The 24,711-nt window shown below is 73.3% G+C and carries 22 protein-coding genes and 5 pseudogenes; 7 read left to right on the top strand and 20 right to left on the bottom strand.

What is annotated here, in order from left to right:
• Nucleotides 1-5: 5 nt before the first annotated feature.
• Nucleotides 6-785, top strand: a pseudogene (locus JNW87_RS40455) (DMT family transporter); the annotation flags it as partial.
• A gap of 173 nt (nt 786-958) precedes the next feature.
• On the opposite strand, the gene JNW87_RS05535 reads toward JNW87_RS40455, so the two are convergent.
• From JNW87_RS05535 to JNW87_RS05520, 4 genes and pseudogenes are all read right to left on the bottom strand, one after another.
• Entirely contained in the window at nt 959-1,885 is a 927-nt protein-coding gene (locus JNW87_RS05535; protein WP_109803872.1) for a diacylglycerol kinase, read from the bottom strand.
• Between the two features lie 161 nt (nt 1,886-2,046).
• Nucleotides 2,047-3,006, bottom strand: a pseudogene (locus tag JNW87_RS05530) (zinc-binding dehydrogenase); the annotation flags it as partial.
• Nucleotides 3,007-3,225: 219 nt separating this feature from the next.
• Nucleotides 3,226-5,284 (bottom strand): annotated as a pseudogene (locus tag JNW87_RS05525) (glycogen debranching N-terminal domain-containing protein); the annotation flags it as partial.
• Entirely contained in the window at nt 5,281-5,661 is a 381-nt protein-coding gene (locus JNW87_RS05520) for an SCP2 sterol-binding domain-containing protein (protein WP_161557943.1), read from the bottom strand. The pseudogene JNW87_RS05525 and the gene JNW87_RS05520, both read right to left, overlap by 4 nt.
• 198 nt (nt 5,662-5,859) lie before the next feature.
• Here JNW87_RS05520 and JNW87_RS05515 point away from each other — a divergent pair, with 198 nt between their 5' ends.
• Complete coding sequence (locus JNW87_RS05515) at nt 5,860-6,744, top strand: ABC transporter substrate-binding protein (RefSeq protein WP_109803876.1); 885 nt, start codon at nt 5,860-5,862, stop codon at nt 6,742-6,744.
• Between the two features lie 167 nt (nt 6,745-6,911).
• Nucleotides 6,912-7,499 carry an ATP-dependent endonuclease gene (locus tag JNW87_RS05510; protein ID WP_236648209.1) on the top strand — a complete coding sequence of 196 codons (588 nt, stop codon included), beginning with the start codon at nt 6,912-6,914 and terminating at the stop codon, nt 7,497-7,499.
• Between the two features lie 82 nt (nt 7,500-7,581).
• On the opposite strand, the gene tatC is transcribed toward JNW87_RS05510, so the two are convergent.
• The 5 genes and pseudogenes from tatC to JNW87_RS05485 all read right to left on the bottom strand — a co-directional run bounded on the left by tatC (nt 7,582) and on the right by JNW87_RS05485 (nt 11,356).
• Entirely contained in the window at nt 7,582-8,535 is a 954-nt protein-coding gene (gene tatC / locus JNW87_RS05505; RefSeq protein WP_109803877.1) for a twin-arginine translocase subunit TatC, read from the bottom strand.
• A 17-nt stretch (nt 8,536-8,552) separates the two neighbouring features.
• Nucleotides 8,553-8,882, bottom strand: a complete 330-nt coding sequence (gene tatA / locus JNW87_RS05500) for a Sec-independent protein translocase subunit TatA (protein ID WP_109803878.1) — start codon at nt 8,880-8,882, stop codon at nt 8,553-8,555.
• Nucleotides 8,883-9,098: 216 nt separating this feature from the next.
• Nucleotides 9,099-9,347, bottom strand: coding sequence for a hypothetical protein (locus JNW87_RS05495; RefSeq protein WP_109803879.1), 249 nt, complete (start codon nt 9,345-9,347; stop codon nt 9,099-9,101).
• A gap of 5 nt (nt 9,348-9,352) precedes the next feature.
• The gene (locus JNW87_RS05490) at nt 9,353-10,363 is read right to left on the bottom strand and encodes a YafY family protein (protein WP_238453230.1); all 1,011 of its coding nucleotides are present in this window, start codon (nt 10,361-10,363) and stop codon (nt 9,353-9,355) included.
• Nucleotides 10,360-11,356 (bottom strand): annotated as a pseudogene (locus JNW87_RS05485) (helix-turn-helix transcriptional regulator). Before JNW87_RS05485 ends, JNW87_RS05490 begins: the two are co-directional and overlap by 4 nt.
• 150 nt (nt 11,357-11,506) lie before the next feature.
• On the opposite strand from JNW87_RS05485, the gene JNW87_RS05480 reads away from it, so the two are divergent.
• Entirely contained in the window at nt 11,507-12,520 is a 1,014-nt protein-coding gene (locus JNW87_RS05480) for a cation diffusion facilitator family transporter (protein WP_109803882.1), read from the top strand.
• Between the two features lie 44 nt (nt 12,521-12,564).
• A pseudogene (locus JNW87_RS05475) lies at nt 12,565-13,640 on the top strand (DUF3866 family protein); the annotation flags it as partial.
• A gap of 22 nt (nt 13,641-13,662) precedes the next feature.
• Here the strand turns inward: JNW87_RS05475 and JNW87_RS05470 are convergent.
• The 4 genes from JNW87_RS05470 to pafA all read right to left on the bottom strand — a co-directional run bounded on the left by JNW87_RS05470 (nt 13,663) and on the right by pafA (nt 16,216).
• A complete protein-coding gene (locus JNW87_RS05470) occupies nt 13,663-14,211 on the bottom strand; it encodes a carboxymuconolactone decarboxylase family protein (protein WP_109803908.1) in 549 nt (182 codons plus the stop codon).
• Nucleotides 14,154-14,471 carry a hypothetical protein gene (locus tag JNW87_RS05460; protein WP_201749841.1) on the bottom strand — a complete coding sequence of 106 codons (318 nt, stop codon included), beginning with the start codon at nt 14,469-14,471 and terminating at the stop codon, nt 14,154-14,156. The genes JNW87_RS05470 and JNW87_RS05460 overlap by 58 nt, the downstream gene beginning before the upstream one ends.
• A 132-nt stretch (nt 14,472-14,603) precedes the next feature.
• A complete protein-coding gene (locus JNW87_RS05455) occupies nt 14,604-14,798 on the bottom strand; it encodes a hypothetical protein (protein WP_109803909.1) in 195 nt (64 codons plus the stop codon).
• A 59-nt stretch (nt 14,799-14,857) separates the two neighbouring features.
• The gene (pafA, locus tag JNW87_RS05450) at nt 14,858-16,216 is read right to left on the bottom strand and encodes a Pup--protein ligase (protein WP_109803884.1); all 1,359 of its coding nucleotides are present in this window, start codon (nt 16,214-16,216) and stop codon (nt 14,858-14,860) included.
• 134 nt (nt 16,217-16,350) lie between these two features.
• Between pafA and rfbB the strand changes: the two genes are divergently transcribed.
• Nucleotides 16,351-17,328, top strand: coding sequence for a dTDP-glucose 4,6-dehydratase (gene rfbB, locus JNW87_RS05445; RefSeq protein ID WP_109803885.1), 978 nt, complete (start codon nt 16,351-16,353; stop codon nt 17,326-17,328).
• Nucleotides 17,329-17,377: 49 nt separating this feature from the next.
• Here rfbB and prcA read toward each other — a convergent pair whose 3' ends face one another.
• The 6 genes from prcA to arc all read right to left on the bottom strand — a co-directional run bounded on the left by prcA (nt 17,378) and on the right by arc (nt 23,503).
• Nucleotides 17,378-18,211 carry a proteasome subunit alpha gene (prcA, locus tag JNW87_RS05440; RefSeq protein ID WP_109803886.1) on the bottom strand — a complete coding sequence of 278 codons (834 nt, stop codon included), beginning with the start codon at nt 18,209-18,211 and terminating at the stop codon, nt 17,378-17,380.
• A gap of 62 nt (nt 18,212-18,273) precedes the next feature.
• Nucleotides 18,274-19,113, bottom strand: a complete 840-nt coding sequence (prcB, locus tag JNW87_RS05435) for a proteasome subunit beta (RefSeq protein WP_201749836.1) — start codon at nt 19,111-19,113, stop codon at nt 18,274-18,276.
• Nucleotides 19,032-19,697, bottom strand: coding sequence for an endonuclease VII domain-containing protein (locus JNW87_RS05430; RefSeq protein ID WP_109803888.1), 666 nt, complete (start codon nt 19,695-19,697; stop codon nt 19,032-19,034). The genes prcB and JNW87_RS05430 overlap by 82 nt, the downstream gene beginning before the upstream one ends.
• 6 nt (nt 19,698-19,703) lie before the next feature.
• Entirely contained in the window at nt 19,704-19,916 is a 213-nt protein-coding gene (locus JNW87_RS05425; protein ID WP_109803889.1) for a ubiquitin-like protein Pup, read from the bottom strand.
• A 106-nt stretch (nt 19,917-20,022) separates the two neighbouring features.
• Nucleotides 20,023-21,540: a depupylase/deamidase Dop gene (gene dop / locus JNW87_RS05420; protein ID WP_109803890.1), complete on the bottom strand. Its 1,518-nt coding sequence runs from the start codon at nt 21,538-21,540 to the stop codon at nt 20,023-20,025.
• A gap of 181 nt (nt 21,541-21,721) precedes the next feature.
• Nucleotides 21,722-23,503 (bottom strand): proteasome ATPase, encoded by a 1,782-nt coding sequence (gene arc, locus JNW87_RS05415; protein ID WP_109803891.1) that lies wholly within the window; start codon nt 23,501-23,503, stop codon nt 21,722-21,724.
• Nucleotides 23,504-23,680: 177 nt separating this feature from the next.
• Here arc and JNW87_RS05410 point away from each other — a divergent pair, with 177 nt between their 5' ends.
• Nucleotides 23,681-23,977, top strand: a complete 297-nt coding sequence (locus tag JNW87_RS05410; RefSeq protein WP_109803892.1) for a ferredoxin — start codon at nt 23,681-23,683, stop codon at nt 23,975-23,977.
• A 70-nt stretch (nt 23,978-24,047) separates the two neighbouring features.
• On the opposite strand, the gene JNW87_RS05405 is transcribed toward JNW87_RS05410, so the two are convergent.
• On the bottom strand, nt 24,048-24,620 hold the full coding sequence (locus JNW87_RS05405) for a hypothetical protein (RefSeq protein WP_109803893.1): 573 nt from the start codon (nt 24,618-24,620) through the stop codon (nt 24,048-24,050).
• Nucleotides 24,621-24,711 lie beyond the last annotated feature (91 nt).

Raw genomic sequence — 24,711 nt, 5'->3', positions numbered from 1 at the left:
CGGGCATGACCACCAGGCCGCGCCCGTCGACGGAGCAGGCCCCGCGCCGCGGTCGGCTCGGGGCGGTCGGGCTGGTCCTCGGCGGGGCGCTGTCGGTGCAGTTCGGGTCGGCGGTCGCCGCCCTGCTCTTCCCGCGCACGGGGGTGGCCGGGGCGGTGACCCTGCGGCTGACCATCGGCGCGCTGCTGATGCTGGCGGTGTGCCGGCCGCGGCTGCGCGGCCACGACCGCGCCGACTGGGCCTCGGTGATGGCCTTCGGGCTGGCCCTGGCCGGCATGAACTCGATCTTCTACCAGGCCATCGACCGGATCCCGCTCGGCCCGGCCGTCACCCTGGAGGTGCTCGGACCGCTGGCCCTGTCGGTGTGCACCGCCCGCCGGCTGGCCGCCTGGTGCTGGGCCGGGCTGGCCCTGGCCGGGGTGGCCCTGCTCGGCCAGGGCGGCTTCGACCGGCTCGACCCGGCCGGCGCCGCGCTGGCGTTGGGCGCGGGGGTGATGTGGGCCGCGTACATCCTCTGCTCGGCGCGGGTCGGCGGCCGGTTCCCCCGCGCGGACGGGCTGGCCCTGGCGCTGACGGTGGCCGCCCTGGTCACCCTGCCGATCGGGCTGGTCGGGGCCGGCGCCCGGCTGGGGCATCCGGCCGTGCTCGGGCTGGGCGCCGGGCTCGCCCTGCTCGCCTCGGTGCTGCCGTACACCCTGGAACTGCTGGCGCTGCGCCGGCTGCCCACCGCGACCTTCGCCGTGCTGATGAGCCTCGGCCCGGCCATCGCCGCCCTCGCCGGCTGGCTGGTGCTGGACCAGGCGCTGCGCGCGACGGAGGTCCTCGCGATCGGTCTGGTGATCGCGCCAGCATCGGCGCGGTCCGGGCCGGCGCGCCGGCCACGTCGACCGAGGGCGCGACGGCACGACGGCAGCCGAGCGCCCGGACGGCTCCGCCGACCCGGGGCCCGAGGGTCGGCTCAGCCCAGCAGCCGCACCGCCTGCGGCACGGCGCTGATCCGCACCGGCAGGTCGAGGGCCCGCTCCCCGTCGGCGTACGTGGTGATGCCCTCGGCGTTCAGCTCCACGGTCCGCGCCCGGTAGCTGCGCACCAGCGGATGGTCGACGTGCGTGCCCTGGTAGATGCGCGGCTTCACCCGCATCAGGGTGCGCCGGTCGAACCGTCCGCCGACCACCACGTCCAGCAGCCCGTCGGTCGGGTCGGCGTCCGGGCAGATCCGCATGCCCCCGCCGTAGGTCGGGCAGTTGCCCACCGCCACCAGCACGGCGTCGGGCGTCAGCTCCTCGCCGTCGAGGCGCAGCGTGTACCGGCGCGGGCGCAGCCGGGCCAGCTCCACCAGGATCGCCAGGTCGTAGCGGCGCGGGCCGCGCGGCCAGCGCATCCGGTTGGCCCGCTCGTTGACGATCGCGTCGAATCCGGCGGCCAGCACCGCCCCGTACCAGCGGTGCCCACCGTCGGGGGCGGTCATCCGGGCCAGGTCGACCGGGCGGGTCCGGCCGTCGCGCAGCGCGGCGGCGATCACGTCGACCGCGGCGAGCGGGTCGGCCGGGAAGCCGGTGTCGACCGCGAAGTCGTTGCCGGTGCCGGCGGGGACGGGGCCGAACGGCACGGCCGTACCGGCGACCGCCTGCAACGCCCGGTGGACGGTGCCGTCGCCACCCACCGCGACCAACGCACCGGCGCCGTCCGCGACCGCGGCGTGGCACGCCGCCTCCGCCTCCGCCGGGGTTCCCGCCGTCAGCACCCGCACCGGCCGGCCGCCGGCGTTCAGCCGCTCGAGCAGCCGGGGCAGCAGGCCACGGTGCCGGCCCCGGCCGGCGGTGGGGTTGGCGAGCACGGCGACGGGGCCGGGCGGAACAAGATCGTGCGCGGTCACGGCGAGCACCGTACGGTACGACCCACGGCCTCCACCAGGGGAGACGCCCCTCAACCCCGTGGCTGCGCCCGCACCGGACCGTCTTCCGGCCACCGGCCGCCCGATCTGTCCACGACGGAGGCGCCCGACCCGCGTTGCCGCGGGTCCGGCGCCTCGTCGTGCCGACCTGGTCAGAAGGTGATGCGGACCTTGAGCGCGGTGCGCTCGTCCATCGCCCGGTAGCCGTCCGGCACCTGGTCGAGGGTCACCGACCGGTCGAAGACCGGCGACGGGTCGATGGCGCCGTCCAGCACGTCGGCAAGCAGCTCCGGAATGTACGCCCGGGCCGGCGCGACGCCGCCGCCGAGCGCGACGTTGCGGCCGAACATCTGGCCGATGTCCACGCCGGCGCTGCCGCCGTGCGGCACCCCGACGTAGCCCACCGCGCCGCCGTCGCGGGCGATGGAGATCGCGGTACGCATCGACTCCGCGGTGCCGACGGCCTCCAGCACGGCGTGCGCGCCCTGCCCCTTGGTCAGCTCCTTGACCGCGGCGATCGCGGCGTCGCCCCGCTCGGCGACCACGTCGGTGGCGCCGAAGGAGCGGGCGATGTCGGTGCGGGCGGTGTGCCGGCCCAGCGCGATGATCTGCTCGGCGCCGAGCCGCCGGGCGGCGAGCACCCCGCACAGGCCGACCGCGCCGTCGCCGACCACCGCGACGGTGGTGCCGGGCCGGACCCGGGCGGCCAGGGCGGCGTGGTGGCCGGTGGACATCACGTCGGACAGGGCCAGCATCGCGGTGAGCAGCCGCTCGTCGCCGGCCGCCTCGGCGGGGAGCTTGACCAGGGTCCCGTCGGCGTACGGGACACGGACGGCCTCGCCCTGGCCGCCGTCGGAGCCGGGCTCGCCCCAGAAGCCGCCGTGCGGGCAGGACGTCTGCAGGCCCTCCCGGCAGAAGTCGCAGACCCCGTCGGACCAGACGAACGGCGCCACCACCAGGTCGCCCGCCCGGACCGAGGTCACCTCGGCGCCGACGGCCTCGACCACGCCGAGGAACTCGTGACCGATCCGCTGCCCGGGCTGGCGCTTGGCCACCCCCCGGTACGCCCACAGGTCACTGCCGCAGATGCAGGCGAGCACGACGCGTACGACGGCGTCGGTCGGGGTGCGGACGGCGGCGTCCGGCACCTCCTCGACCCGGATGTCGTTCGGGGCGTGGATCACGGTGGCACGCATGAAGGGATGTCCTCCGGGTGGGCGGTGGTGGGCTGTCGGGCGCGGGCGGAGCGCCCCGGCGAACGCTAGACCCGGCCCCGAGCGGCCGCCAAGCCGCCCGGCCACGAGGGTGGCCCGGCTCACCGCCCAACCCGGCCCCCGGTCACCGCCGTCCAGGCGGGCCAGCCCGCTGCCGATCACGTCGATCTGACCCCACCGCCCGCGGACGTCCAGCAACTCCACCCGGCCGAACCGGGCCGGCACCCGCGGCACCATCATCAGGTGCTCCCCGGCGGGGTCCAGACCCAGCAGGGCACGCAGCAGCAGGAACGTCGCACCGGTGGCCAGCGCCTGCGGGCTGTTCGCCGTCGGATAGCGCACCGGGTAACGGGTCAGCTCTCGGGGATAGCCGGCGAACGCCTCCGGCATGCGGCCGTGGAAGTGGCGCGCCGCGTCGATGATCCCCTCGGCGATCCGGCCGGCCTCCTCGGCGAAGCCGTACTGGCGCAGCCCCCAGGCGATCAGCGCGTTGTCGAACGGCCAGACCGCCCCGACGTGGGATCCGAGCGGGTTGTACCGCGCCTGCCCCTCGGCCAGCGTCCGCACTCCCCAGCCGGAGAAGAGCCGGGGGCCGAGCAGGTGCGCGGCGACCTGTGCGGCCCGGGACTCGTCGACGATGCCGCTCCACAGCAGGTGTCCCATGTTGGAGGCGAGCGCGTCGACCTGCCGGCCGTCGCGTCCAGCGCGAGCGCGTAGTAGCCCCGGTCGGCGATCCAGAAGTCCCGCTCGAAGCGCTCCCGCAGGGCCGCCGCCTCCCGTTCCAGCCGTTCCCCGTACGCCGGGTCGCCCCAGAACTCGCGGGCCAGCCGGGCCCCGCGCAGCTTCGCGTCGTACGCGTAGCCCTGCAGCTCACAGGTGGCCCGGGGCGGTTCCGGGAGCCGGCCGTCGGCATAGCAGATCGCCGCCGGCGAGTCCTTCCAGCCCTGGTTCTCCGGCCCGGTTCGCGTGTTGCGCCGCCGGTAGCGGACGTAGCCGTCGCCGAGGATGTCGCCGTACTGGTCGATCCAGTTCAGCGCCGCCCGGGCCTCTTCCTCGAGCTCCCGCACCAGGGCGGCGTCGCCGGTCCACCGCTCGTACTCGTCGAGCAGCACCACGTAGAGCGGCGTGACGTCGGCGCTGCCGTAGTACGGCGATTCGGGTCGCTCCTCGAAGGCCACCATTTCGCTGTAGCGGAACTCGCGCAGGATCTTGCCCGGCTCCTCGTCGCGGAAGTCGTCGAGCACCGCGCCCTGGTCGATGCCGAGCATCCGCAGGGTCGCCACCGCCAGCTCGGATGCGATCGGCAGCGCCTGGAAGCTGGTCAGGATGCTGTCCCGCCCGGTGATGGTGGCCACCCAGGGCAGGCCGGCGGCGGGCATCGTCTCGTCCGGGAGGGTGAGCGGGGAGTACCGCAGCGCGGCCAGGTCGACCAGACTCCGCTGGTAGGTGGTGGTCACCGCGTCCCAGTCACAGCTCAGCTGCGGCGCCCGGGCCAGCCAGTCCGCCAGGTCCTCCCGCTGCTCCGCGGTGGTCCGCCGGGGGCGCCGGTCCAGCTGCTCCCGAACGTCCCGGCCGTCCGGCCGCAGCACCAACGCCCGGACCCGCAGGGTCGTCGTCCACTCCCCGTTCCCTTCCACCTGCACCGTGTACGTCAGCCCGTCCTCGTCGACGCCGCCGGCTCACTGGTGGAGATGACCGTCTCCCGCTGGAACTTCTCCCGGCGGTAGCCGAGCCGCAGGCCGCCGTCCTCGACGCGCCGGTAGAGCTGTCCCACCGGCTCGCGCTCCGCGCCGACCAGACTGATCGGCGAGAAGTCGCTGGCCACGTCCAGCCGTACGGTGAAGTCCACCGGACCCCGGTCGTGGTTCAGCACGGTCAGCCGCTCCTCGAAGACGCCGCCGGTGATGGACCGCTCCCGGATCACCGAGGCCTTCGCGTCCACATAATGGGTGGGCTCGCCCGGCACCAGGAAGAAGCGCAGCGTGAAGTAGTCCCGTTCGGCGATGGAGAGCGGGTTCAGCCGGTCGCCGTTCAGCCGGAGCCGCCACAGCGACAGGAAACGGGTGTCGAAGTCGAAGAAGCCGCACACGTTGGCGACGGCCGCCTCGATGTCGCCGTTGTTCTCGCTGAGCACGAAGATGTTGCCGTCCAGCACCCGGACCAGGTTCGACTTCATGCCCGCTCCCGGCCGTCGCCGGCCACGGCGCGTGGTTGCCGGGTCACCGGCGGCGGCGCGGCGAAGAGCCGCTCCAGCAGGACGACGAAGCGGAACTGCCCCTCGGCAATGATGTCGTTGCGCAGCCAGGCCGTCAGTGGCTTCGCCTCGCCCCGCACCATCCGAAGGAAGAAGGCCCGGTCGGTGTGGATCACCGCATCCGCGTCCCGCGCCTCCCGGGACACCTCCACCCGCCCTTCGGCGATGGTCAGGTGCCAGAGGTCGAGCCCGTCGTCCCCCGTCAGCTCGAACCGGACGGTGCCGCCGGTCTTGCGCAGCAGGCGCCCACAGCCGCCGGCGGCGAGCCGCTCGAAGAACACCGTGATGGGATCCGACACCGCACCGCCTCCCGCGAGATCGCCGTCGGGGCGGGCGGCCCCGAGGTGGATTGTGGCGACCCGTGCGGCGGCGACGACCGATGCGTCCGTGCTCTCCGGCGCCGACCCAGCCTATCGCCGGGCCCGGACCGAAAGGTCGGGATCGGGCAACTGCCGGGGCAGTGCGGGGCCCGTGCGGTGGGCGGGCAGGATGGCGGGATGCGCCTGGTCTCCCTGCTGCCGTCCGCCACCGAGATCGTCTACGCCCTCGGCCTCGCTGAGGACCTGGTCGGGGTGACCTTCGAATGCGAGCTGCCGGCGGCGGACCGGGCCGGCACGACGGTCGTCGTGGGCGGCCGGGACACCCGCGGCATGAGTCCCGGCGAGATCGACGCGTACGTCAAGGGGCAGCTCGCCGCGGGGGCCGACCTCTACACCCTGCACGCGGGCGCGCTGGCCGGGCTCGACCCCGACCTGATCCTCACCCAGGACCTGTGCCGGGTCTGCGCCCTGCCCGCCGGGCGGGTGGCCGACGCCGTGGACCACCTCGGCTGCCGGGCCGACGTGCTGTCGCTCGACCCGTACACCCTGGAGGACGTGTTCGGCACCATCCTCGCGGTGGGGACGGCCGCCTGCGTACCGGATCGGGCGGAGGCCCTGGTGGACGGCCTGCGGGCGCGACTGGCGGGGGTCTCCGCCTCGGTGGCCGACCGGCCGCGGCGCCGGGTCGCGGTCGTGGAGTGGGTGGACCCGCCGTTCGGCGCCGGTCATTGGATTCCCGACCAGGTCCGGGCCGCCGGCGGCGAACCGGTGGCCGGCCACCCCGGCGCCCGCTCGACGCCCACCACCTGGGCCGCGCTGCGGGCCGCGGCGCCGGAGGTCGTGCTGGTCACCCCGTGCGGCTTCCACCTCGACGGGGCCGCCGACCAGGCCGCGGCGGTGGCCCCGCACTTCCCCGACGCGGAGGTCTGGGCCGTCGACGCGGACGGGCTGATCGTGCGGGCCGGTCCCCGGCTGGTCGACGGGGTCGAGGCGATCGCTGCGATCCTGCACCCGGACGCCGTGCCGGCGCCGCCGCCGGACCGCGTCCGTCGGGTGGCCTGAGCACGGCGCGGCCCGGCCGGTGTCCGGATCGGACACGGGCCGGGACCCGGTCACATCACCTGCAGGTGCGGGATGCCGGCGCCCGGCAGCGGATGCGCCGAATACTCGCTTGCCTTCCCGGACGGCACCCGGCATGGTGGCGCCGTCGGCGGGCACGGAGGTGGGCGGTGGATCTGCGAACCGCGCTGGACCTCGTCGCGGGCCTGGACGCCGCGACGGTGGTGCTGGTGGAGGGCGCCAGCGACCGGTGCGCCCTGCAGGCGGTGGCCGAGCGTCGCGGCCGCTCCCTCGACGGGGTGGCGATCGTCCCGATGGGCGGGGCCACCAACGTCGGCCATTTCCTCGAGCTGTTCGGCCCGCGCGGCCTCGACCGCAGGCTCGCCGGCCTCTACGACGCCGCCGAGGAGGGGTACATCCGACGGGGTCTGGAGCGGGCCGGCCTCGGCGCGGACCTGTCCCGGGACCGGATGGCCGACCTCGGCTTCCAGGTCTGCGTCGCGGACCTGGAGGAGGAGTTGATCCGCGCGCTCGGCACGGGCGAGGTGGAGCGGGTCGTCGAGGAGGCGGGGGACCTCCGGTCGCTCCGGCTCTTCCAACGGCAGCCCGCCCAGCAGGCACGCCCGCTCCCCCGGCAGCTGCACCGCTTCCTCGGCACCCGGTCCGGCCGGAAGAGCCACTACGCGGGTCTGCTCGCCGGCGCCCTCGACCCCGGCCGGGTGCCCCCGGCGCTCGACCGCCTGCTGGCGCTCGTCTGACGCGGATCACCCCCCGGGCCGCCGGAAACGCCGGACGCCGCCCACCCGGGGCGCGTCCGCGTCGGTGCTCCGGGAAGCCCGGTCAGGTCATGTCGTCGTAGCGGCGCTCGATCGGCGCGGGCGCGGCGACCGGCTCCGGCGCCCCGACCGGGGCGACCGTGTCGACCCGCTGCCCCGCCTCGACCGGCTCGGGCGTCAGGTCCAGCGGCGACACCTCGTCGTCGCCGAGGTCCGAGTAGATCTCGCGACCGCGCCCCCGCCGCCGGTCGTTGAGGAAGGCCACCGCTACCGCGCCGAAGTAGAGCGCGGAGAGGCAGATGGCCAACGCGGTCATGCCGAACGGATCGGGCGTCGGTGTGACCACCGCGGAGAAGGCGAAGAAGACGAAGATCGCCACCCGCCACCAGCCGAACAGCCGCTTCGCGCTGGCCAGCCCCACGAAGTTGAGCATGAGCACGATCAGCGGGAACTCGAACGCCACCCCGAAGAGCAGGATGAGATTCGTGACGAACGAGATGTACCGGGTGATGTCCAGTGTCGTGGTGATGTCACCGCCACCGGAGACGTTGAGCAGGAACTCAAGGCCCTTGGAGGTGACGAAGTAGGCCAGCACCGCGCCGCCGCCGAACAACGGCGCCGCCAGGCCGGTGAAGAAGTACGCGTACCGCCGCTCGTGCCTGTGCAGGCCCGGCGCGATGAACGCCCAGAGCTGGTACAGCCAGATCGGCGCCGCGATGATCAGCCCGACCCAGAGGGCCACCTTCATCTGCAGCAGGAACAGGTCGGCCGGCCCGAGCTGGACGAAGTTGCACGTGCCGTTGACGAGCCTCGCCTTCGGCAGGTCGCAGTACGGCTTCTGCAGCAGGTGCAGCACCGGACCGGAGAGCCAGACGCCGAAGCCGAAGCCGACCACGATCGCCAGGGAGGCACGGAACAGGCGGTTACGCAGCTCACGGATGTGCTCCATGAGCGTCATCGAGCCGTCGGCGGCCCGCTCGAAGGTGCTCGGGCCGCGCTTACGGAGCGCGAAGGCCACGGTGCTGGGCCCTTCGGTCAGTTGTCGCGGACGCGCTGCACCGGGTCGACCGGCGGGGCGACCGGCTGCTGCGGCTGGGCGTACTGCTGCTGCTGCGGGGGCTGCTGCGGCGCGTAACCCTGCTGCGGCTGCTGACCGGCGTACGGCGGGAGCGGCTGGTAGCCGGCCTGCGCGTCGGCCTTCTCGGCCAGGTCACGGTCGTCGTCGTGCAGGCTCTTGGTCTCGGCCTTGATGATCCGCAGCGAGCGGCCCAGCGAGCGGGCCGCGTCGGGGAGCCGCTTCGCGCCGAAGAGCAGGATCAGCACGACCACGAGTACGGCGATGTGCCACGGCTTGAGGGCACCCATGGGAAGCTCCAGTCGCTCTGTGTCGTTGAGGGGCGGACGCAGCCCATCGTACGTGCGCCGAGAGCGGTTGCCACCCCACCGGGCCTGTCGGTGCGGGCCCGGTCGGTGAAGTCTCGGCCAACCCGGAGTGTCCCGTCAACCGTCTGCGGCGGCGCGTTTCTGCGCGCAACGACCGCCGAACGCGCAGCTACCGCGCCCGGGACCGACGCCGATCGATCACTTTCCCCGCTTGGCCTTGATCAACGCCACCCGCTCCTGGGCGGTGGCGGCCCGGGCCTGCAGCGCCTCGGCCCGCTGCTGGAGCGCCTCCGCGGTGGACCGCAGCGCCTCCGCCTCGGCCTGACGCCCCTGCAGCGCCACCGCCGCCCGGCGCAGCCGGGGCAGCCGCGCCAGCACCGGCCGGACCGCCAGGCCCAGCACGACGAGCGCGAACAGCACCACCGCGAGCACGATCCAGGTCACCACGGCGGTCAGCCTACTGGGTGACAGTGGCCCCCGCCGAGTCGGCGCCGGGCCGGCGTCGCGTACGCGTCGAGCGCGGCCGCCGCCTGGGCGCGGACCTGCTCGGCCAACTCCGCCGGGGCGACCACCGCGACGTCCGGGCCCAGCCCGAGCACGAAGCGGCGGGCCCAGCCCAGGTCGGTGACCCGCAGCGACACCAGCCACTGCTCGCCGTCGGCCTCGACCCGTTCGCACGGGTAGTACTCGGTGATCCACCGCTCGCCCCGGCCGATCCGCAGGGTGATCAGCGGCAGGTCCGGCGAGGGACGGAACACCCCGTCGGACAGGTCGTGCGGCCGGGCCTGCGGCGGCACCACGGCCCGCTCGTCCAGCTCGGTGACCGCGTCGATCCGGTCGGCCCGGAACAGCCGAACCGCCTCGGCCCGCCGGCACCACGCCTCGACGTACGCCCGGCCGCCCACCATCAACATCCGCAGCGGGTCGATGGTCCGCTCGGTGGTCTCGTCCCGGGCCGGGGTGTAGTAGGTGATCCGCAACGCGCGGCCACGCTCGACCGCGGCGCGCAGCTCCCGCACGCGGGCGCTGTCCCCGGGCAGCCGGACCTCCACCGGGGCGGCCACCAGGTCGCCCGCCGCGTTCTCGATCTTGGCGAGGGCCCGCTCGACGGCCTCCCGGTTGGCCACCCCCGGGGTCTCCGCGAGCATCCGCAGCGCGACCACCAGGGCCAGGGCCTCGTCCGGGGTGAGCCGCAGCGGCCGGTCGATCCCCGCGTCGTAGGTGATGGTGACCCGGTCACCGTCGAACGCCATGTCGATCAGGTCACCCGGACCGTAGCCGGGCAGCCCGCACACCCAGAGCAGCTCCAGGTCCTCCCGCAGCTGCCGCTCGGTCACCCCCAGGTCACCGGCCGCCTCGGCGATCTCGATACCGGGCCGGGCCAGCAGGTAGGGCACCAGGTTGAGCAGCCGGGCCAGCCGGTCCGCCGAGGCGCGGCCGGCACGGGCCGCCGGCCGGGTCACCGGGCACCCCCGGCGACCGCCAGCTCGTCGTGCCGGGCGGCGATCTCCTTCAGCCGCTGGATGACCGCCTCGCGGACCTCCGGCGGGTCCAGCACCCGCACGTCCGGGCCGTACCCGACGAGCTGGCCGGCGAGGTAGTCCGGGTCGGCGTACGGCAGGACCAGCCGGTCGCCGTCCGGCCCGCTGGTGCTGTCCACCGCCCAGCGGCGCAGCCCGGCGCCGGCCCGGGACGACCAGCACGCTGGCCCGCCCGGTCCGCTCCACCGGCCCCGACCAGCGGGCGACGTGGCTGATCAGATCCACCCCGGCAGGCGGCTCGTACGCCCCCGGCTGGCCGGTGACCCGGACCGCGCCGACCACCCGGGAGAGACGGAAGCAGCGGGTGGCCTCCCGGTCCAGGTCGTGGCCGACCACGTACCACCGGCCGCGCCAGCAGACCACGCCCCACGGCTGGAGCCGGCGACGGCTCGACGCGTCCCGGTCCGGCACCCGGTAGTCGAAGTTGACCTCCCGCCGGTCCCGGGCGGCGGCGGTCAACGGGGCGAACGCCGGGTCGACCGTCACCATCGGCTCCATGCCCAGGGTGGCCTGCGGGTCCACGTCCACCCCGGCGGCGCGCAGCTTGGCCAGCCCGGAGGAGGCGGCCGCGGCCAGGCCGGCGTGCTGCCACAGCCGGGCGGCGATGCCCACGGCGGCGGCCTCGTCCGGCTCCAGGGGGATGTCGGGCAGCGCGTACTCGCGGTGGGCGATCCGGTAGCCCGGCTCGGCGTCGAAGACGCTCGCCGTGCCGGTCTCCAGCGGGACACCCAGCTCGCGCAGCTCCGCCTTGTCCCGTTCGAACTTGCGCTGGAACGCCTCGTGGTCCTTGGCGTCGTCCGGATCGTGCTCGTAACCGGGCACGGTCGCGGCGATCTGCGCGGCGGTCAGGAACCGTCGCGTGGACAGCAGGCAGATCACCAGGTTGACCAGGCGTTCGGTGCGGGTCCGCGACACGTGCTGAACGCTAGCAGCCCGCGCGGCGTGGGCGCGCACCCACGCGGGGGCGGCGCGCGGAACGTCGCGGCCCGGGCGAGCCACGCCACACCCTCCCGCAGCGGCTCCGCACGCCGGGCGGGGGGCCGAAACCGGCCATAGGGTGAGCGCATGGCGGAAGCGGAAGCCAAGTCCGAGAGCGTCGGCACGGTCGTCGTCGCCGGCGCGGCCAACCTCGCCATCGCCGTCGCCAAGCTGGTCGCCGGGCTGATCTCCGGCTCGGCCGCGATGCTCTCCGAGGCCGCCCACTCCGTCGCCGACACCACCACCGAGGTGCTGCTCTACCTGGCGCTGCGCCGGGGCGCGCGGCCCGCCGACACCCGGCACCCCTTCGGGTACGGCAAGGAGAGCTACGTCTGGGCGTTCCTCGCCGCGATGTTCACCTTCGTCGTCGGCGCCGGCTTCGCCATCACCCACGGCGTGACCACGATCGTCGTGCACGAACACACCGGCGACTACCTGGCGTCGTACATCGTGCTGGCGCTCTCCTTCGTGATCGAGTCCGTCTCCCTGGCCCGGGCGGTCCGGCAGGTCCGCCGGGAGTCCCGCCGCTGGCGGGCCAGCCCGCGCCGCTACCTCCGGCTGACCGCCGACACCACCGTGAAGGCGGTCTTCCTGGAGGACAGCGCCGCCCTGACCGGTCTGCTGATCGCCGGCGCCGGCCTGGGGCTGTCCCACCTGACCGGCGACGAGCTCTACGACGGCGTCGCCTCGATCCTCATCGGCGTGCTGCTGCTGGCGGTCGCCACCATCCTGGCCCGGAGCAACATCTCGCTGCTGGTGGGCCGCGCCGTCTCGGAACGCGTGCACCGGCAGATCGAACGCGAGCTGGCCGGACTGCCGGCGGTCGACCGGGTCGACACGCTGATGACCATGCTGCTCGGCCCGGAGGAAATCCTGGTCGCCGCCAAGGTCGACTTCCACGACGCCGCCACCGGCGCCGACATCGAGGCGGCCGCGGACGAGGCCGAGCGCCGGCTCACCGACCGGTACCCGGAGATCGGGTACGTCTTCCTCGACCCGACCCGGTCGATGCCCGGCTCCGGGGGTGGACGCGCCCGCCGCACCCAGGACGAGGGGGATCGTCCGGCGGACCGGGAGCCCGGCCCCGGCGGCCAGTCCTGACCCGGGCACGACCGGCCCGGCGGACGGCGGATAGCGTGCCGGGCATGGTGCGATGGCGGTCCGGAACGGTCACGGCGGTGCGGCGGCGGTGGGCCGGCGCCACCGAACTCGACGTCGACCTGCCCGACGGCGCTCCGATGCGCGCCCTGGCCTACCCGGCGCTGGTCGGCGACCCGCAGCCCGGTGACCGGGTGCTGCTGAACGCCGGCGCCCTGCTGATGGGCCTCGGCACCGGCGGGTACGCCCTGGTCGTCGCCCTGCCCGACCGCCTGCCGCCGGACCCGCCGCAGGCCCTCGACACCCGCGACGCCGGCCACCTGGTGAAGGCCCGCTACACCCCGCTGCAACCCATCCTGCTCGGCGTGGACGAGGAGACCTCCCCGCACCACGACCTGCTCGCCGCCGCGGAGAGCCTGGACGGGATGCCGGTGGTCACCGCCGACCTGCACTCCGCCCTGCCGGCGATCCTCGCCGGGATCCACGCCGACGCCCCGGACGCCCGGGTGGCGTACCTGCTCACCGACGGCGGGGCGCTGCCCGCCTGGTTCTCCCGCACCCTCGCCGGGCTCGCCGACCACCTCGCCGGCACCGTCAGCGTCGGGCAGGCGTTCGGCGGGGACCTGGAGGCCAGCACCCTGCACAGCGGGCTGCTCGCCGCCCGGCACGTGCTCCGCGCCGACGTCGCCATCGTCGCCCAGGGACCCGGCAACCTGGGCACCGGCACCCGGTGGGGCTTCTCCGGCGTGGCCGTCGGCGAGGCCGTCAACGCCGTCGCCACGCTCGGCGGCCGCCCGGTCGGCTCGCTGCGGATCTCCGACGCGGACCCCCGCCCCCGGCACCGCGGCGTCTCCCACCACAGCCTCACCGCGTACGGCCGGGTGGCGCTCGCCCCGGCGGACCTGGTCGTGCCCGACAACCTGGCGTCGCCGCTGGCCGCGCAGGTGGACGCGGCCCTCGCCCCCCTCGCGGCGCGGCACCCCATCGTCCGGGTGCCCACCGACGGCCTCGACGCCGCGCTGCGCGCCACGCCGGTCACGCTGTCCACCATGGCCGCGGCCTGGACGCCGACCACGCCTACTTCCTGGCCGCCGCCGCGGCCGGCCGGCACGCCGCCCGGCTCACCCCGCTGACCGGCGGCGGGGTCAGCCCGCCGCGTAGCCGCGCTCCACGAGGTGCCGGGCCCCCATCTCGTACGCCCGCGGGTCCTCCGGGGTGAACGCGGCCAGCCCGTCGACGTACCGGTTGTACATGCAGAACGCCGCCGCGATCAGCACCGTGTCGTGCAGCTCCAGGTCGGTGGCGCCCGCGGCCCGGGCGGCGTCGACCAGCTCGGCGGTCACCTCCCGGCCACCGCGCTGGACGGCGGCGGCGATCCGCAGCAGCGCCCGCAGCTTCTCCCCCACCGGCGCGGCGTCCAGGTCGGCGCGCACCTGCTCGACGAGGGACATCCCCGCCGGCAACTGGGCCGCCGCCGTCGCCGAATGGGACGCGCGGCAGAATCCGCAGTCGTTCAGGCCGGACACGTACGCGGCGATCAGCTCGCGTTCGCCGGGGCTGAGGGTGGGGTGCGGGGCGCGCAGCAGCGTCTCCGCCAGGGCGTTGAGCGGCCCGGCCGTCTCCGGACGGAACCGGGTCAGCCCCCGGATGCCGGGGTGCTGCCGCTCGTCGAAGCCGAGATCGATGTGTGCGATGACGTCACTCTCCCGTGTCCGTGGGCGTCCCGCCCCTTGATCAGCCTGATGGCCAACCGGGTCGACGCGCTCGCGGCCGGCGAGCCGTGCGACGAGGCGCCGGCGGCCAGCCCCAGCACCGCCCGGACGATCACCTCCGGCAGCGCCAGCCAGGCACCGAGATCCGCCCCTCCGTCCGTGCAGGAGGAGTAGCAGGAACCGCACGGCGTGTCGGTGAAGAGGTAGCAGCAGGCGCCGCACGGCGGCTCCGCGACCGGCATGTCCCCACCTACGATCGGCCCGGCGAAAGACATAGACGATCATGTGCGGCGGCGACCTGTCAAGGAATCCGCCGGTCGGCGCGGGGCGCGCGCTCCCGCCCGAACGCAGTCCCCGGGGAACCCTGAGGAGCGTCAGCCGGCGAGGAAGATCAGCGCCAGCCAGGCGCCGACGATCAGGACCAGCACCGCCGCCAACACCCACGTCGGCACCGTGTACTCGCCGCGGCGGTTGCGCTCGATCTCGTCGCGGATCTTCTCCCGGCGGCGGTCGATCCAGTTCAGCTTCTCGGTGCCGCTGTCACGGCCGGAGGGTTCGGAAGTGTTCATCGCGTCGCCAGCGTACCGGTGCGGTGGCGGCCGGCGCCCGCAGCACCGGCCGCCCGCCGTCACATGCTGGCGATCAGCCGCTCCACCCGCTCGTCGTACGCCCGGAACGGGTCCTTGCAGAGCACGGTCCGCTGCGCCTGGTCGTTGAGCTTCAGGTGCACCCAGTCGACGGTGAAGTCCCGCCGCTTCTCCTGCGCGTGCCGGATGAACTCGCCGCGCAGCCGCGCCCGGGTGGTCTGCGGCGGGGTCTCCTTCGCCTCGAAGATCTCCGGGTCGGTGGCCACCCGGTCCACCTCGCCGCGCCGCTCCAGCAGCCCGTACAGGCCACGGCCGCGCCGCAGGTCGTGGTACGCCAGGTCCATCTGCGCCACCCGCGGATGCGACAGCGGCAGGTCGTGCTTGCGCTGGTACCGCTCGATCAGCCGCAGCTTGGTCACCCAGTCGATCTCCCGGGCCACCGGGTCCAGGTCGCCCGTCTCCACCGCCCGCAGCACCCGGCCCCAGAGTTCCACCACCCGCTTCGCGGTCTGGTCACCGCCGCGCCGCTCCACGAACTCGGTCGCCTTGGCCAGGTATTCCTGCTGGATCTCCAAGGCGCTGACCTCCTTGCCGGAGGCCAGCCGCACCTTGCGCCGGCCGGTGATGTCGTGCGACACCTCGCGGATCGCCCGGATCGGGTTCTCCAGCGACAGGTCCCGCATCACCACCCCGGCCTCGATCATCCGCAGCACGAGGTCGGCGGTGCCCACCTTCAGCAGCGTGGTCACCTCGTTCATGTTCGAGTCGCCCACGATCACGTGCAGCCGCCGGTACCGCTCGGCGTCGGCGTGCGGCTCGTCCCGGGTGTTGATGATCGGTCGGCTCCGGGTGGTCGCCGAGGAGACGCCCTCCCAGATGTGCTCGGCCCGCTGCGACAGGCAGTAGACCGCCCCGCGCGGAGTCTGCAGCACCTTCCCCGCCCCGCAGATCAACTGCCGGGTGACCAGGAACGGGATCAGCACGTCGGCGAGCCGGCCGAACTCGCCGTGCCGGGAGACCAGGTAGTTCTCGTGGCAGCCGTACGAGTTGCCGGCCGAGTCGGTGTTGTTCTTGAACAGGTAGATCTCACCCGCGATGCCCTCGTCGTGCAGCCGCTTCTCCGCGTCGACGAGCAGCCCCTCCAGGATCCGCTCACCGGCCCGGTCGTGGGCGACCAGATCGGTGACCGAATCGCACTCCGGCGTCGCGTACTCCGGGTGCGAGCCCACGTCCAGGTAGAGGCGGGCCCCGTTGCGCAGGAACACGTTGCTCGACCGGCCCCACGACACCACCCGCCGGAACAGGTACCGCGCGACCTCGTCGGGGGACAACCGGCGCTGCCCGCGGTAGGTGCAGGTGACGCCGTACTCGGTCTCGAGGCCGAAGATTCGCCGCTCCATGATGTGACATTAGCCGCCCGGGGCCCCCGATGGGCAGCGCTCAACCCAGCCGTCTCATCGGCGGCCGTCACGCACGCCTGCCGGCACCGGCGGTCCCGCCGCACCCCGACCGGCGAGCCGGTACGTTCCCAGCCGTGAGGATCCTCGTCACCGGCGGCGCCGGGTTCATCGGATCGGCGTACGTGCGGCGACTGCTCGGCGGCGCCGAGCCGGCCGTCGACGTCGACACGGTCACCGTGCTCGACGCGTTCACCTACGCCGCCACCGAGGGCAGCCTCGCCCCCGTACGCGCCGACCCCCGGCTGCGGGTGGTCCGCGGCGACATCCGCGACGCGCCGCTGGTCGACGCCACCGTCGCCGGCCACGACGTCGTCGTCCACTTCGCCGCCGAGTCGCACGTGGACCGGTCCATCACCGGCGCCGCGGCCTTCGTCACCACCAACGTGGTGGGCACCCAGACCCTGCTCGACGCCGCGCTCCGGCACGGCGTGGGCCGCTTCGTGCAGGTCTCCACCGACGAGGTGTACGGCTCCATCGACACCGGGTCGTGGACCGAGCGGACGCCGATGGACCCCAGCTCGCCGTACTCGGCCTCCAAGGCCGGCGCCGACCTGCTCGCCCTCGCCTACCACCGCACCCACGGCCTGGACGTCGTGGTCACCCGGGGCGCCAACACGTACGGCCCCTACCAGTACCCCGAGAAGGTCGTGCCGCTGTTCATCACCAACCTGCTGAACGGGCACGACGTGCCCCTCTACGGCGACGGCGGCAACGTCCGGGAGTGGCTGCACGTCGAGGACCACTGCAATGGCGTCGCGCTGGCCCAGACCCGGGGACGCGCCGGCGGCGTCTACCACCTCGGTGGCTCGGCCGAGCTGACCAACCGGGAGCTCACCGGCCGGCTGCTCGCCGCCTGCGGTGTCGGCTGGGAGCGGGTGCGGCCGGTCGCCGACCGCAAGGGCCACGACCGGCGCTACTCGCTGGACAGCACCACCAGCCGGCGGGAGCTGGGCTGGTCCGCCACCGTCGACCTGGACCGGGGGCTCGCCGCCACCGTCGACTGGTACCGCCGGAACCGGGCCTGGTGGGAGCCGCTCAAGCCGCACCGCTGACGCCCCGCCGGACCCCGACGCCGGTCGGGATCGGTGCCCACCGCGCCCGTTACGCTTCCGGCTGCTCGGTCTGCTGGCCCTCCAGGTCGGCCGAGCCCGCCGACGTAGTCGGCTTGTTCGCTTCCTCCGTCGGCACCGTCGGCGTCTTCGCCCGCCCGGGAGCGGGCGCGTTGTCCGCGCCGGCGTCGCCGTCCAGCAGCCCGGTCAGCGCCGCCCCGGTGATCCGGCGGAACGTCCGCCCCACCCGGCGCCGGTCCAGGACCGCCACCTCCAGCTGGTTCGCGGCGATCGTCCGCGCCGCTCCGCCCTCCCCGCCGACACTGCTCAGCGCCTGCACGGCCGCCCGGACCGCCTCGCTGAGCGACATGTCCGGCCGGTGCTGTGACTTGAGCACCCCGGAGATCGACTCGGCCTGGCCACCCATCGCCATCCGGCCCGGCTCGTCGTTGACCGAGCCGTCGTAGGTCAGCCGGTAGAGCGCGTCGTCCTCGGGCGTCGCGCCCACCTCGGCCACGCAGATCTCCACCTCGAACGGCTTCGACTGCTCGGTGAAGATCGCGCCGAGGGTCTGCGCGTACGCGTTCGCCAGGGCCAGGCCGTTGACGTCGCGCCGGTCGTAGCTCAGGCCGTTCAGGTCCGCCATCCGCACCCCGGCGCGGCGCAGGTTCTCGAACTCGTTGTACCGGCCCACCGCGGCGAAGCCGATCCGGTCGTAGATCTCGCTGACCTTGTGCAGGGTGCTGGAGAGGTTCTCCGCGACGAAGAGCACCCCACCCTCGTAACTCAGGACCAACGCGCTGCGACCCCGGGCGATGCCCTTGCGGGCCAGCTCGGAGCGGTCGCGCATGATCTGCTCGGGCGAGGCGTAGAACTGCATGGCCACGGCGGCGGTTCTCCTTCGGGCGCTGTGCTGCGGACTGCTGACTGGTCAGGTGGGGAGCGGGGTCAGCCGCCCGGGTTCTCCATCCGGCCGGAGACGACGCCCTCCGCGATCGTCGCCGTCTCGGCGTCGGTGAGCCGGCGGGTGCCCTCCGCCGTCGCCATCATCACCACCGGGTAGATCCGGCGGGTCAGATCCGGGCCACCGGTCGCGGTGTCGTCGTCGGCCGCGTCGTAGAGCGCCTCGACCGCCAGCCGCACCGCGTCGTCGATCGACAGGCCGGCCCGGAAGCGCTTCTTCAGCGCCGACTTGGCGAACAGCGAGCCGGAGCCGATCGCGTCGTAGCCGGTCTCCTCGTACGGGCCGCCGGTCACGTCGAAACTGAAGATCCGGCCGGCCCGCGCCGGGTCGCCGGCGGCCAGGTCGAAGCCGGCGAAGAGCGGGATCACCGCGAGGCCCTGCATCGCCGCGCCCAGGTTCCCGCGGATCATCGAGGCCAGCCGGTTGGCCTTGCCGTCGAGCGAGAGCATCGCGCCCTCGATCTTCTCGTAGTGCTCCAGCTCCACCTGGAACAGTCGCATCAGCTCGATGCCGATGCCCGCGGTGCCCGCGATGCCGACCAGCGAGTACGCGTCCGCCGGGTGCACCTTCTCGATGTCCCGCTGGGCGATCAGGTTGCCCATCGTGGCGCGCCGGTCGCCGGCCATCACCACGCCGCCGGCGGCGGCGATCGCCACGATCGTGGTCGCGTGCGGCGCCAGGTCGGCGGCCATGCCGGGCGGCAGCGGCCGACGGCCGGGCAGCATCTCGGGGGCCACCTTGCTCAGGAACGCCGTGAAGGAGGACGTCCCCGCGTTGGTGAACACATCTGGAAGACGCCCGGATGGATCAAAACCCGCTGCCACGTGGTTCCTCTCAGGTACGTGATCGCCCTGGCCAGCCTCGCGGGACTGTCACGGAACTGGCCAAGACCACCGTTGCAGTTGAAGCAGAGTATCCCGCGCACCCACCCGGTGCGATGATCGTGGTCCACATGTTCCGGATCGGGGTCGCCGCACACCGCGCAGACGCCGCCCTGCTCGGCGAGAAGCTCCCGGAACTCCTTCTCCCCGATCCCGTACCGCCGCCGTAGGTGGTACTCCCTGGTGCCCCCGTAGAGCCGCTGGGCGGTCTCCTTGCCGCGGGCGTTGTGGCACGGCTTGCAGTACGAGTGGCGGCCGCTGGCCTTCCTGGTACGCGGGAAATCCTCCAGCGGCTTGATTTCGCCACAGTCCGGACACCACTTCAGACCGGCGGGCACCGGAACCGGAGACGTTTTCAGCGCACCGATCCCGCGCTGACGGCGACTCGCCTCAGAACGGGCCGCCGCGCAGGTCTTGCAGTAGTAGGCGAGGCCATCTGCCCGTCGCCGATTCCGGAACTCGGTGGCCGGCAGGAGCGGCTCACACTGCGGGCACTTCTTGTCCGATCCGCTCGGCAAATCGGACATATAGTATCACTGCCCCCCTTTCTGGACATATCCACGCACGAATTCCTCTGCGTTCTCCTCGAGGACGGAGTCGATCTCGTCGAGCAGGTCGTCGACGTCCTCGGTGATCTCGGCGTGGCGCTCGGCAACCTCGGGGTTGGCCTGCGCGGTGACGTCCTCGATCTCCTCGCCCTGGGTCGACTTGCCGGACTGGGTCTGGCCGCCTTCTTGCGTAGCCATCAGGTGCCTCCTCCACGATCGCCTGCGATGAACTTACCTCGCTGGAGCGACGAAAAGCCCGCCGCGCGCCGCCTTCCGACGCACGACGGGCTCCCGTTTCACGGCCTCAGCCGCCGGTCAGGGTCTCCAGCAGATCCTTGGCGGTGTCGCAGCGGTCGAAGAGGGCGCCGACGTGCTTGCGCGTGCCCCGCTCCGGCTCCATCATCGGCACCCGGACCAGCGACTCCCGGCCCACGTCGAAGATCACCGAGTCCCAGCTCGCCGCAACCACCTCGGAGGCGTACTGGGCCAGGCAGCGGCCGCGGAAGTAGGCCCGGGTGTCCTCCGGCGGCTCGGTCATCGCGGTCCGGGTCTGCTCGTCGGTCAGCAGCGTCTTCATCGATCCGCGCGAGACCAGCCGGTGGTAGAGCCCCTTCTCCGGGCGGACGTCGGAGTACTGCAGGTCGACCAGCTGGAGCTTGTGCGAGCCCCAGGCGAGCTTCTCCCGCTCCCGGTACCCCTCCAGCAGCCGCAGCTTGGCCACCCAGTCCAGCTCGTCGGCGCAGAGGAACGCGTCCCGGCCGAGCCGGTCCAGCACGCTCTCCCAGCGGTCGAGCACGTCCGCGGTCTGCTCGTCCACGTCGCTGCCGTACCGGTCGTCCACGAAGGACCGGACCCGATCCAGGTACGCCCACTGCACGTCCAGGGCGGTCAGCTTGCGGCCGTCGCGCAGCCGCATCAGGTGCTTCAGCGACGGGTCGTGGCTGACCGCGCGCAGCTCGCTGACCGGGTCGGCGATGCCCAGGTCCGGGCTGAGCGCCTTCTCCTCGATCATGGTGAGGATGAGCGCGGTGGTGCCGACCTTCAGGTAGGTGGAGATCTCCGAGAGGTTGGCGTCGCCGATGATGACGTGCAGCCGGCGGTACTTGTCGGCGTCCGCGTGCGGCTCGTCGCGGGTGTTGATGATCGGCCGCTTGAGGGTGGTCTCCAGCCCGACCTCGACCTCGAAGAAGTCGGCGCGCTGCGAGATCTGGAAGCCGCTCTGGCCGCCGTCCTGGCCGATGCCGACGCGGCCGGCCCCGCAGATGATCTGCCGGGTGACGAAGAACGGCGTCAGGTACGCCACGATGTCGGCGAACGGGGTCTGCCGCCGCATCAGGTAGTTCTCGTGGGCGCCGTAGCTGGCGCCCTTGTTGTCGGTGTTGTTCTTGTAGAGGTGGATCCACTGGGTGCCCGGGATGGTGGCGGCCCGGCGGGCCGCCTCGGCCATCACCCGCTCCCCCGCCTTGTCCCAGCGCACCACGTCGAGCGGGTTGGTCACCTCGGGGGTGGAGTACTCGGGGTGCGCGTGGTCGACGTAGAGCCGGGCGCCGTTGGTGAGTATTACGTTGGCCAGCCCGAGGTCCTCGTCGGCGAGCGCCTCGGCGGGGTCGTAGGCCGCGCCGGAGTAGGTGAAGCCGCGGGCGTCGCGCAGCGGCGACTCCTCCTCGTAGTCCCAACGGGCCCGGCCACCGCGATTGAGTTCGGGGCGCGCCCCGTAGGCGTTCACCACCTGGGAGGAGGTGACCATCGGGTTGGCCCCGGCCTGGCCGGGTACGGAGATGCCGTACTCGACCTCGGTGCCCATGATCCGTCTAACGCTCATCGACTGCCCGCTCCCGCTCGCCCGTCCCGGTCCCCCGTCACGTCGAGCGTAGTCGCGATCACGCGGGATGGGGGCTTGCCGGCGGCCCGGCGTACCGTGTGGCGGCGCGCGGCCGGGTCGGGCGGTGACGCGCGGAGGCCCGCGGCGCGACGCGCCACGGGCCTCCGTCGTGCTGGTCGGGCTACAGGTACTGGCCGGTGTTGCTGGCGGTCTCTATCGACCTGCCGGCCTCCGCGCCCTTGCCGCCGGAAACGAGGGTCCGGATGTAGACGATCCGCTCGCCCTTCTTGCCGGAGATGCGGGCCCAGTCGTCGGGGTTGGTGGTGTTGGGCAGGTCCTCGTTCTCCCGGAACTCGTCGACGCAGGCGTCGAGCAGGTGCTGCAGCCGCAGCCCCTTGCGCCCGGAGGTGAGGAACTCCTTGATGGCCATCTTCTTGCCCCGGTCGACAATGTTCTGGATCATCGCGCCGGAGTTGAAGTCCTTGAAGTAGAGGACTTCCTTGTCGCCGTTGGCGTAGGTGACTTCGAGGAAGCGGTTCTCCTCGGTCTCCGAGTACATCCGCAGGACGACCGCGTCGATCATCGCGGCCACGGTGGCCTGCGGGTCGCCGCCGTGCTCGGCCAGGTCGTCCGGGTGCAGGGGCAGCCCGGAGAGGATGTACTTGGAGAAGATGTCCTTGGCCGCCTCGGCGTCCGGCCGCTCGATCTTGATCTTCACGTCGAGCCGGCCGGGGCGCAGGATCGCCGGGTCGATCATGTCCTCCCGGTTGGAGGCGCCGATGACGATGACGTTCTCCAGGCCCTCCACGCCGTCGATCTCGCTGAGCAGCTGCGGGACGATGGTGTTCTCCACGTCCGAGGAGACGCCGGAGCCGCGGGTGCGGAACACCGAGTCCATCTCGTCGAAGAACACGATCACCGGGGTGCCCTCGCCGGCCTTCTCCCGGGCGCGCTGGAAGATCAACCGGATGTGCCGCTCGGTCTCGCCGACGTACTTGTTGAGCAGCTCGGGACCCTTGATGTTGAGGAAGAAGCTGGTGTGCTTCTCCTCGCCACGCCGCTCGGCGATCTTCTTGGCCAGCGAGTTGGCCACCGCCTTGGCGATCAGCGTCTTGCCGCAACCGGGCGGGCCGTAGAGCAGGATGCCCTTCGGCGGGCGGAGCTGGTGCTCACGGAACAGGTCGGCGTGCAGGAAAGGCAGCTCCACCGCGTCGCGGATCTGCTCGATCTGCGCGTGGAGGCCACCGATGTCGGTGTAGTCGACGTCGGGCACCTCCTCCAGGACCAGCTCCTCGACCTCGCTCTTCGGGATCCGCTCGTACGCGTACGCCGAGCGGGGCTCGATCATGAGCGAGTCGCCGGCCCGGATCGGCGAGCCGATCAGGGTCTCGGCGAGGTGCACGATCCGCTCCTCGTCGGAGTGCGAGACCACCAGCGCCCGGTCGCCCGGGGCGCCGTCGGGACCCGCGAGGATCTCCTTGAGCATCACGACCTCACCGACCCGCTCGTAGCCGAACGCGTCGACGATGTTGAGCGCGTCGTTGAGCAGGACCTCCTGGCCGCGCCGGAGCTCGTCGACCTCCAGCGAGGGCGAGACGGCGACCCGGAGCTTGCGCCCGCCGGTGAACACGTCCACCGTGCCGTCGTCGTGCTTGGCCAGGAAGACACCGTAGCCACTGGGTGGCTGCGCGAGGCGGTCGATCTCCTCCTTGAGCGTCACGATCTGCGCGCGAGCCTCCTTGAGGGTGCTCACGAGCCGTTCGTTGTTCTCGGTCAGCCGCGCCAACTGTGCCTGGGTGGCCGCCAGCCGCTCTTCGAGCTGCCGGACGTGTCGGGGGCTTTCGGTCAACTTGCGCCGCACCAGAGCGAGTTCCTCTTGAAGGAACGCGACCTGCGTGGAGAGATCGTGGGCCTCCTTCTCCCACCGTGCGGCGCGCGAGTCCGCGTCGTCGCTGCGTGCCACGTCCCACCTCCCCGGGGGGCTTGAACGTTCTGACCTAACACTAGCCGCTATGAGCCCGATTCGGTCCCGCGCAACGCGCTCGTCACCGAAGCTTGATCGCCAAGGGCTGGTCGTCGGGCGGGTACTGGCGTTCGGGTACCGTCGGAGCGTGGGACGGGAGAACATGGGGGGTGCACGATGACGCAGGTCGCGACGGACCAGCTTCAGGTCTGGGTGGATCAGGACCTCTGCACGGGCGACGGGCTCTGCGTACAGTACGCGCCGGAGGTCTTCGAGTTCGACGTCGACGGCCTGGCGTACGTCAAGGGCGCCGACGGTGAGCTGCGGCTGGCCCCGGGCAGCCGGGTGGACGTGCCCGAGCACCTGCGCCTCGAGGTGATCGACTCGGCGAAGGAGTGCCCGGGCGAGTGCATCCACGTGGTGCGCGGCAGCGACGGCGTCGAGGTGGCCGGCCCGGACGCCGAGGAGGACTGACCCGCCCGCCTGCCGGTCCCCGGGTGGAGGCGGCAGGCTTCCGAGCCGGTGGCCGCGTGCGGCTACCGGCTCACAGCATCGGGCGGCCGACCACCGAGGCGACCAGCCGGGCGAACTCCTCCAGCCGGGCGATCTGCCCCGCGCCGCCGTCGTCGAGGGTCTTGCCGAAGCGCAGCGCGTCGTGCCGCGGCCCGGCGGCCATCTCGTCCCCGGGCGGCGCCTCGTCCAGCGAGGTCAGCAGCAGGTAGACGTCGATGCTGTCGACCCGGATCTCGCCCGTGTCGGCCCGGGTGAGCCGCCGTCGGCAGCCGACCTCGGTCACCGTGGAGACCGGCACCACCCGCAGCGACGAGGTCATCGACCCGGGCGGCCCCTCCCCCGGCGGGACGTCCTCGCCGTGCCAGAGCACCAGCCGGCTGCCGTCGCAGACGACGACCTCCTGCCACACGCCGTTGACCTCGTTCACGAAGCGTTCCAGGGTGAAGCCGAGCACGGAGGCGCCGCGCAGCACCCCGCCGAGCGCCTCCAGGGCCACGTCCGGGTCGCGCAGATAGGCCCGCGCCGCCGATTCGAGGTCGGTGTACGGCGACCAGTCCGGGAAGACCGCGGGCAGGTCACCGTTGCCGAAGCCCGGGCTGCTCATGCCGCCCGCACCCGCCCGCCCGGCGCACGGCCGGACGCGCCCGACCGTCGCCGCCGCCGAGGCCGCGCGGGGCCGGATCCCGCCCGCCCGC

Source organism: Micromonospora sp. ATA51 (genome assembly GCF_016802855.1).
GTDB lineage: Bacteria > Actinomycetota > Actinomycetes > Mycobacteriales > Micromonosporaceae > Micromonospora > Micromonospora sicca.
The sequence above is the reverse complement of the archived record's forward strand: the minus strand, read 5'-3'. Positions and strand labels throughout refer to the sequence as shown.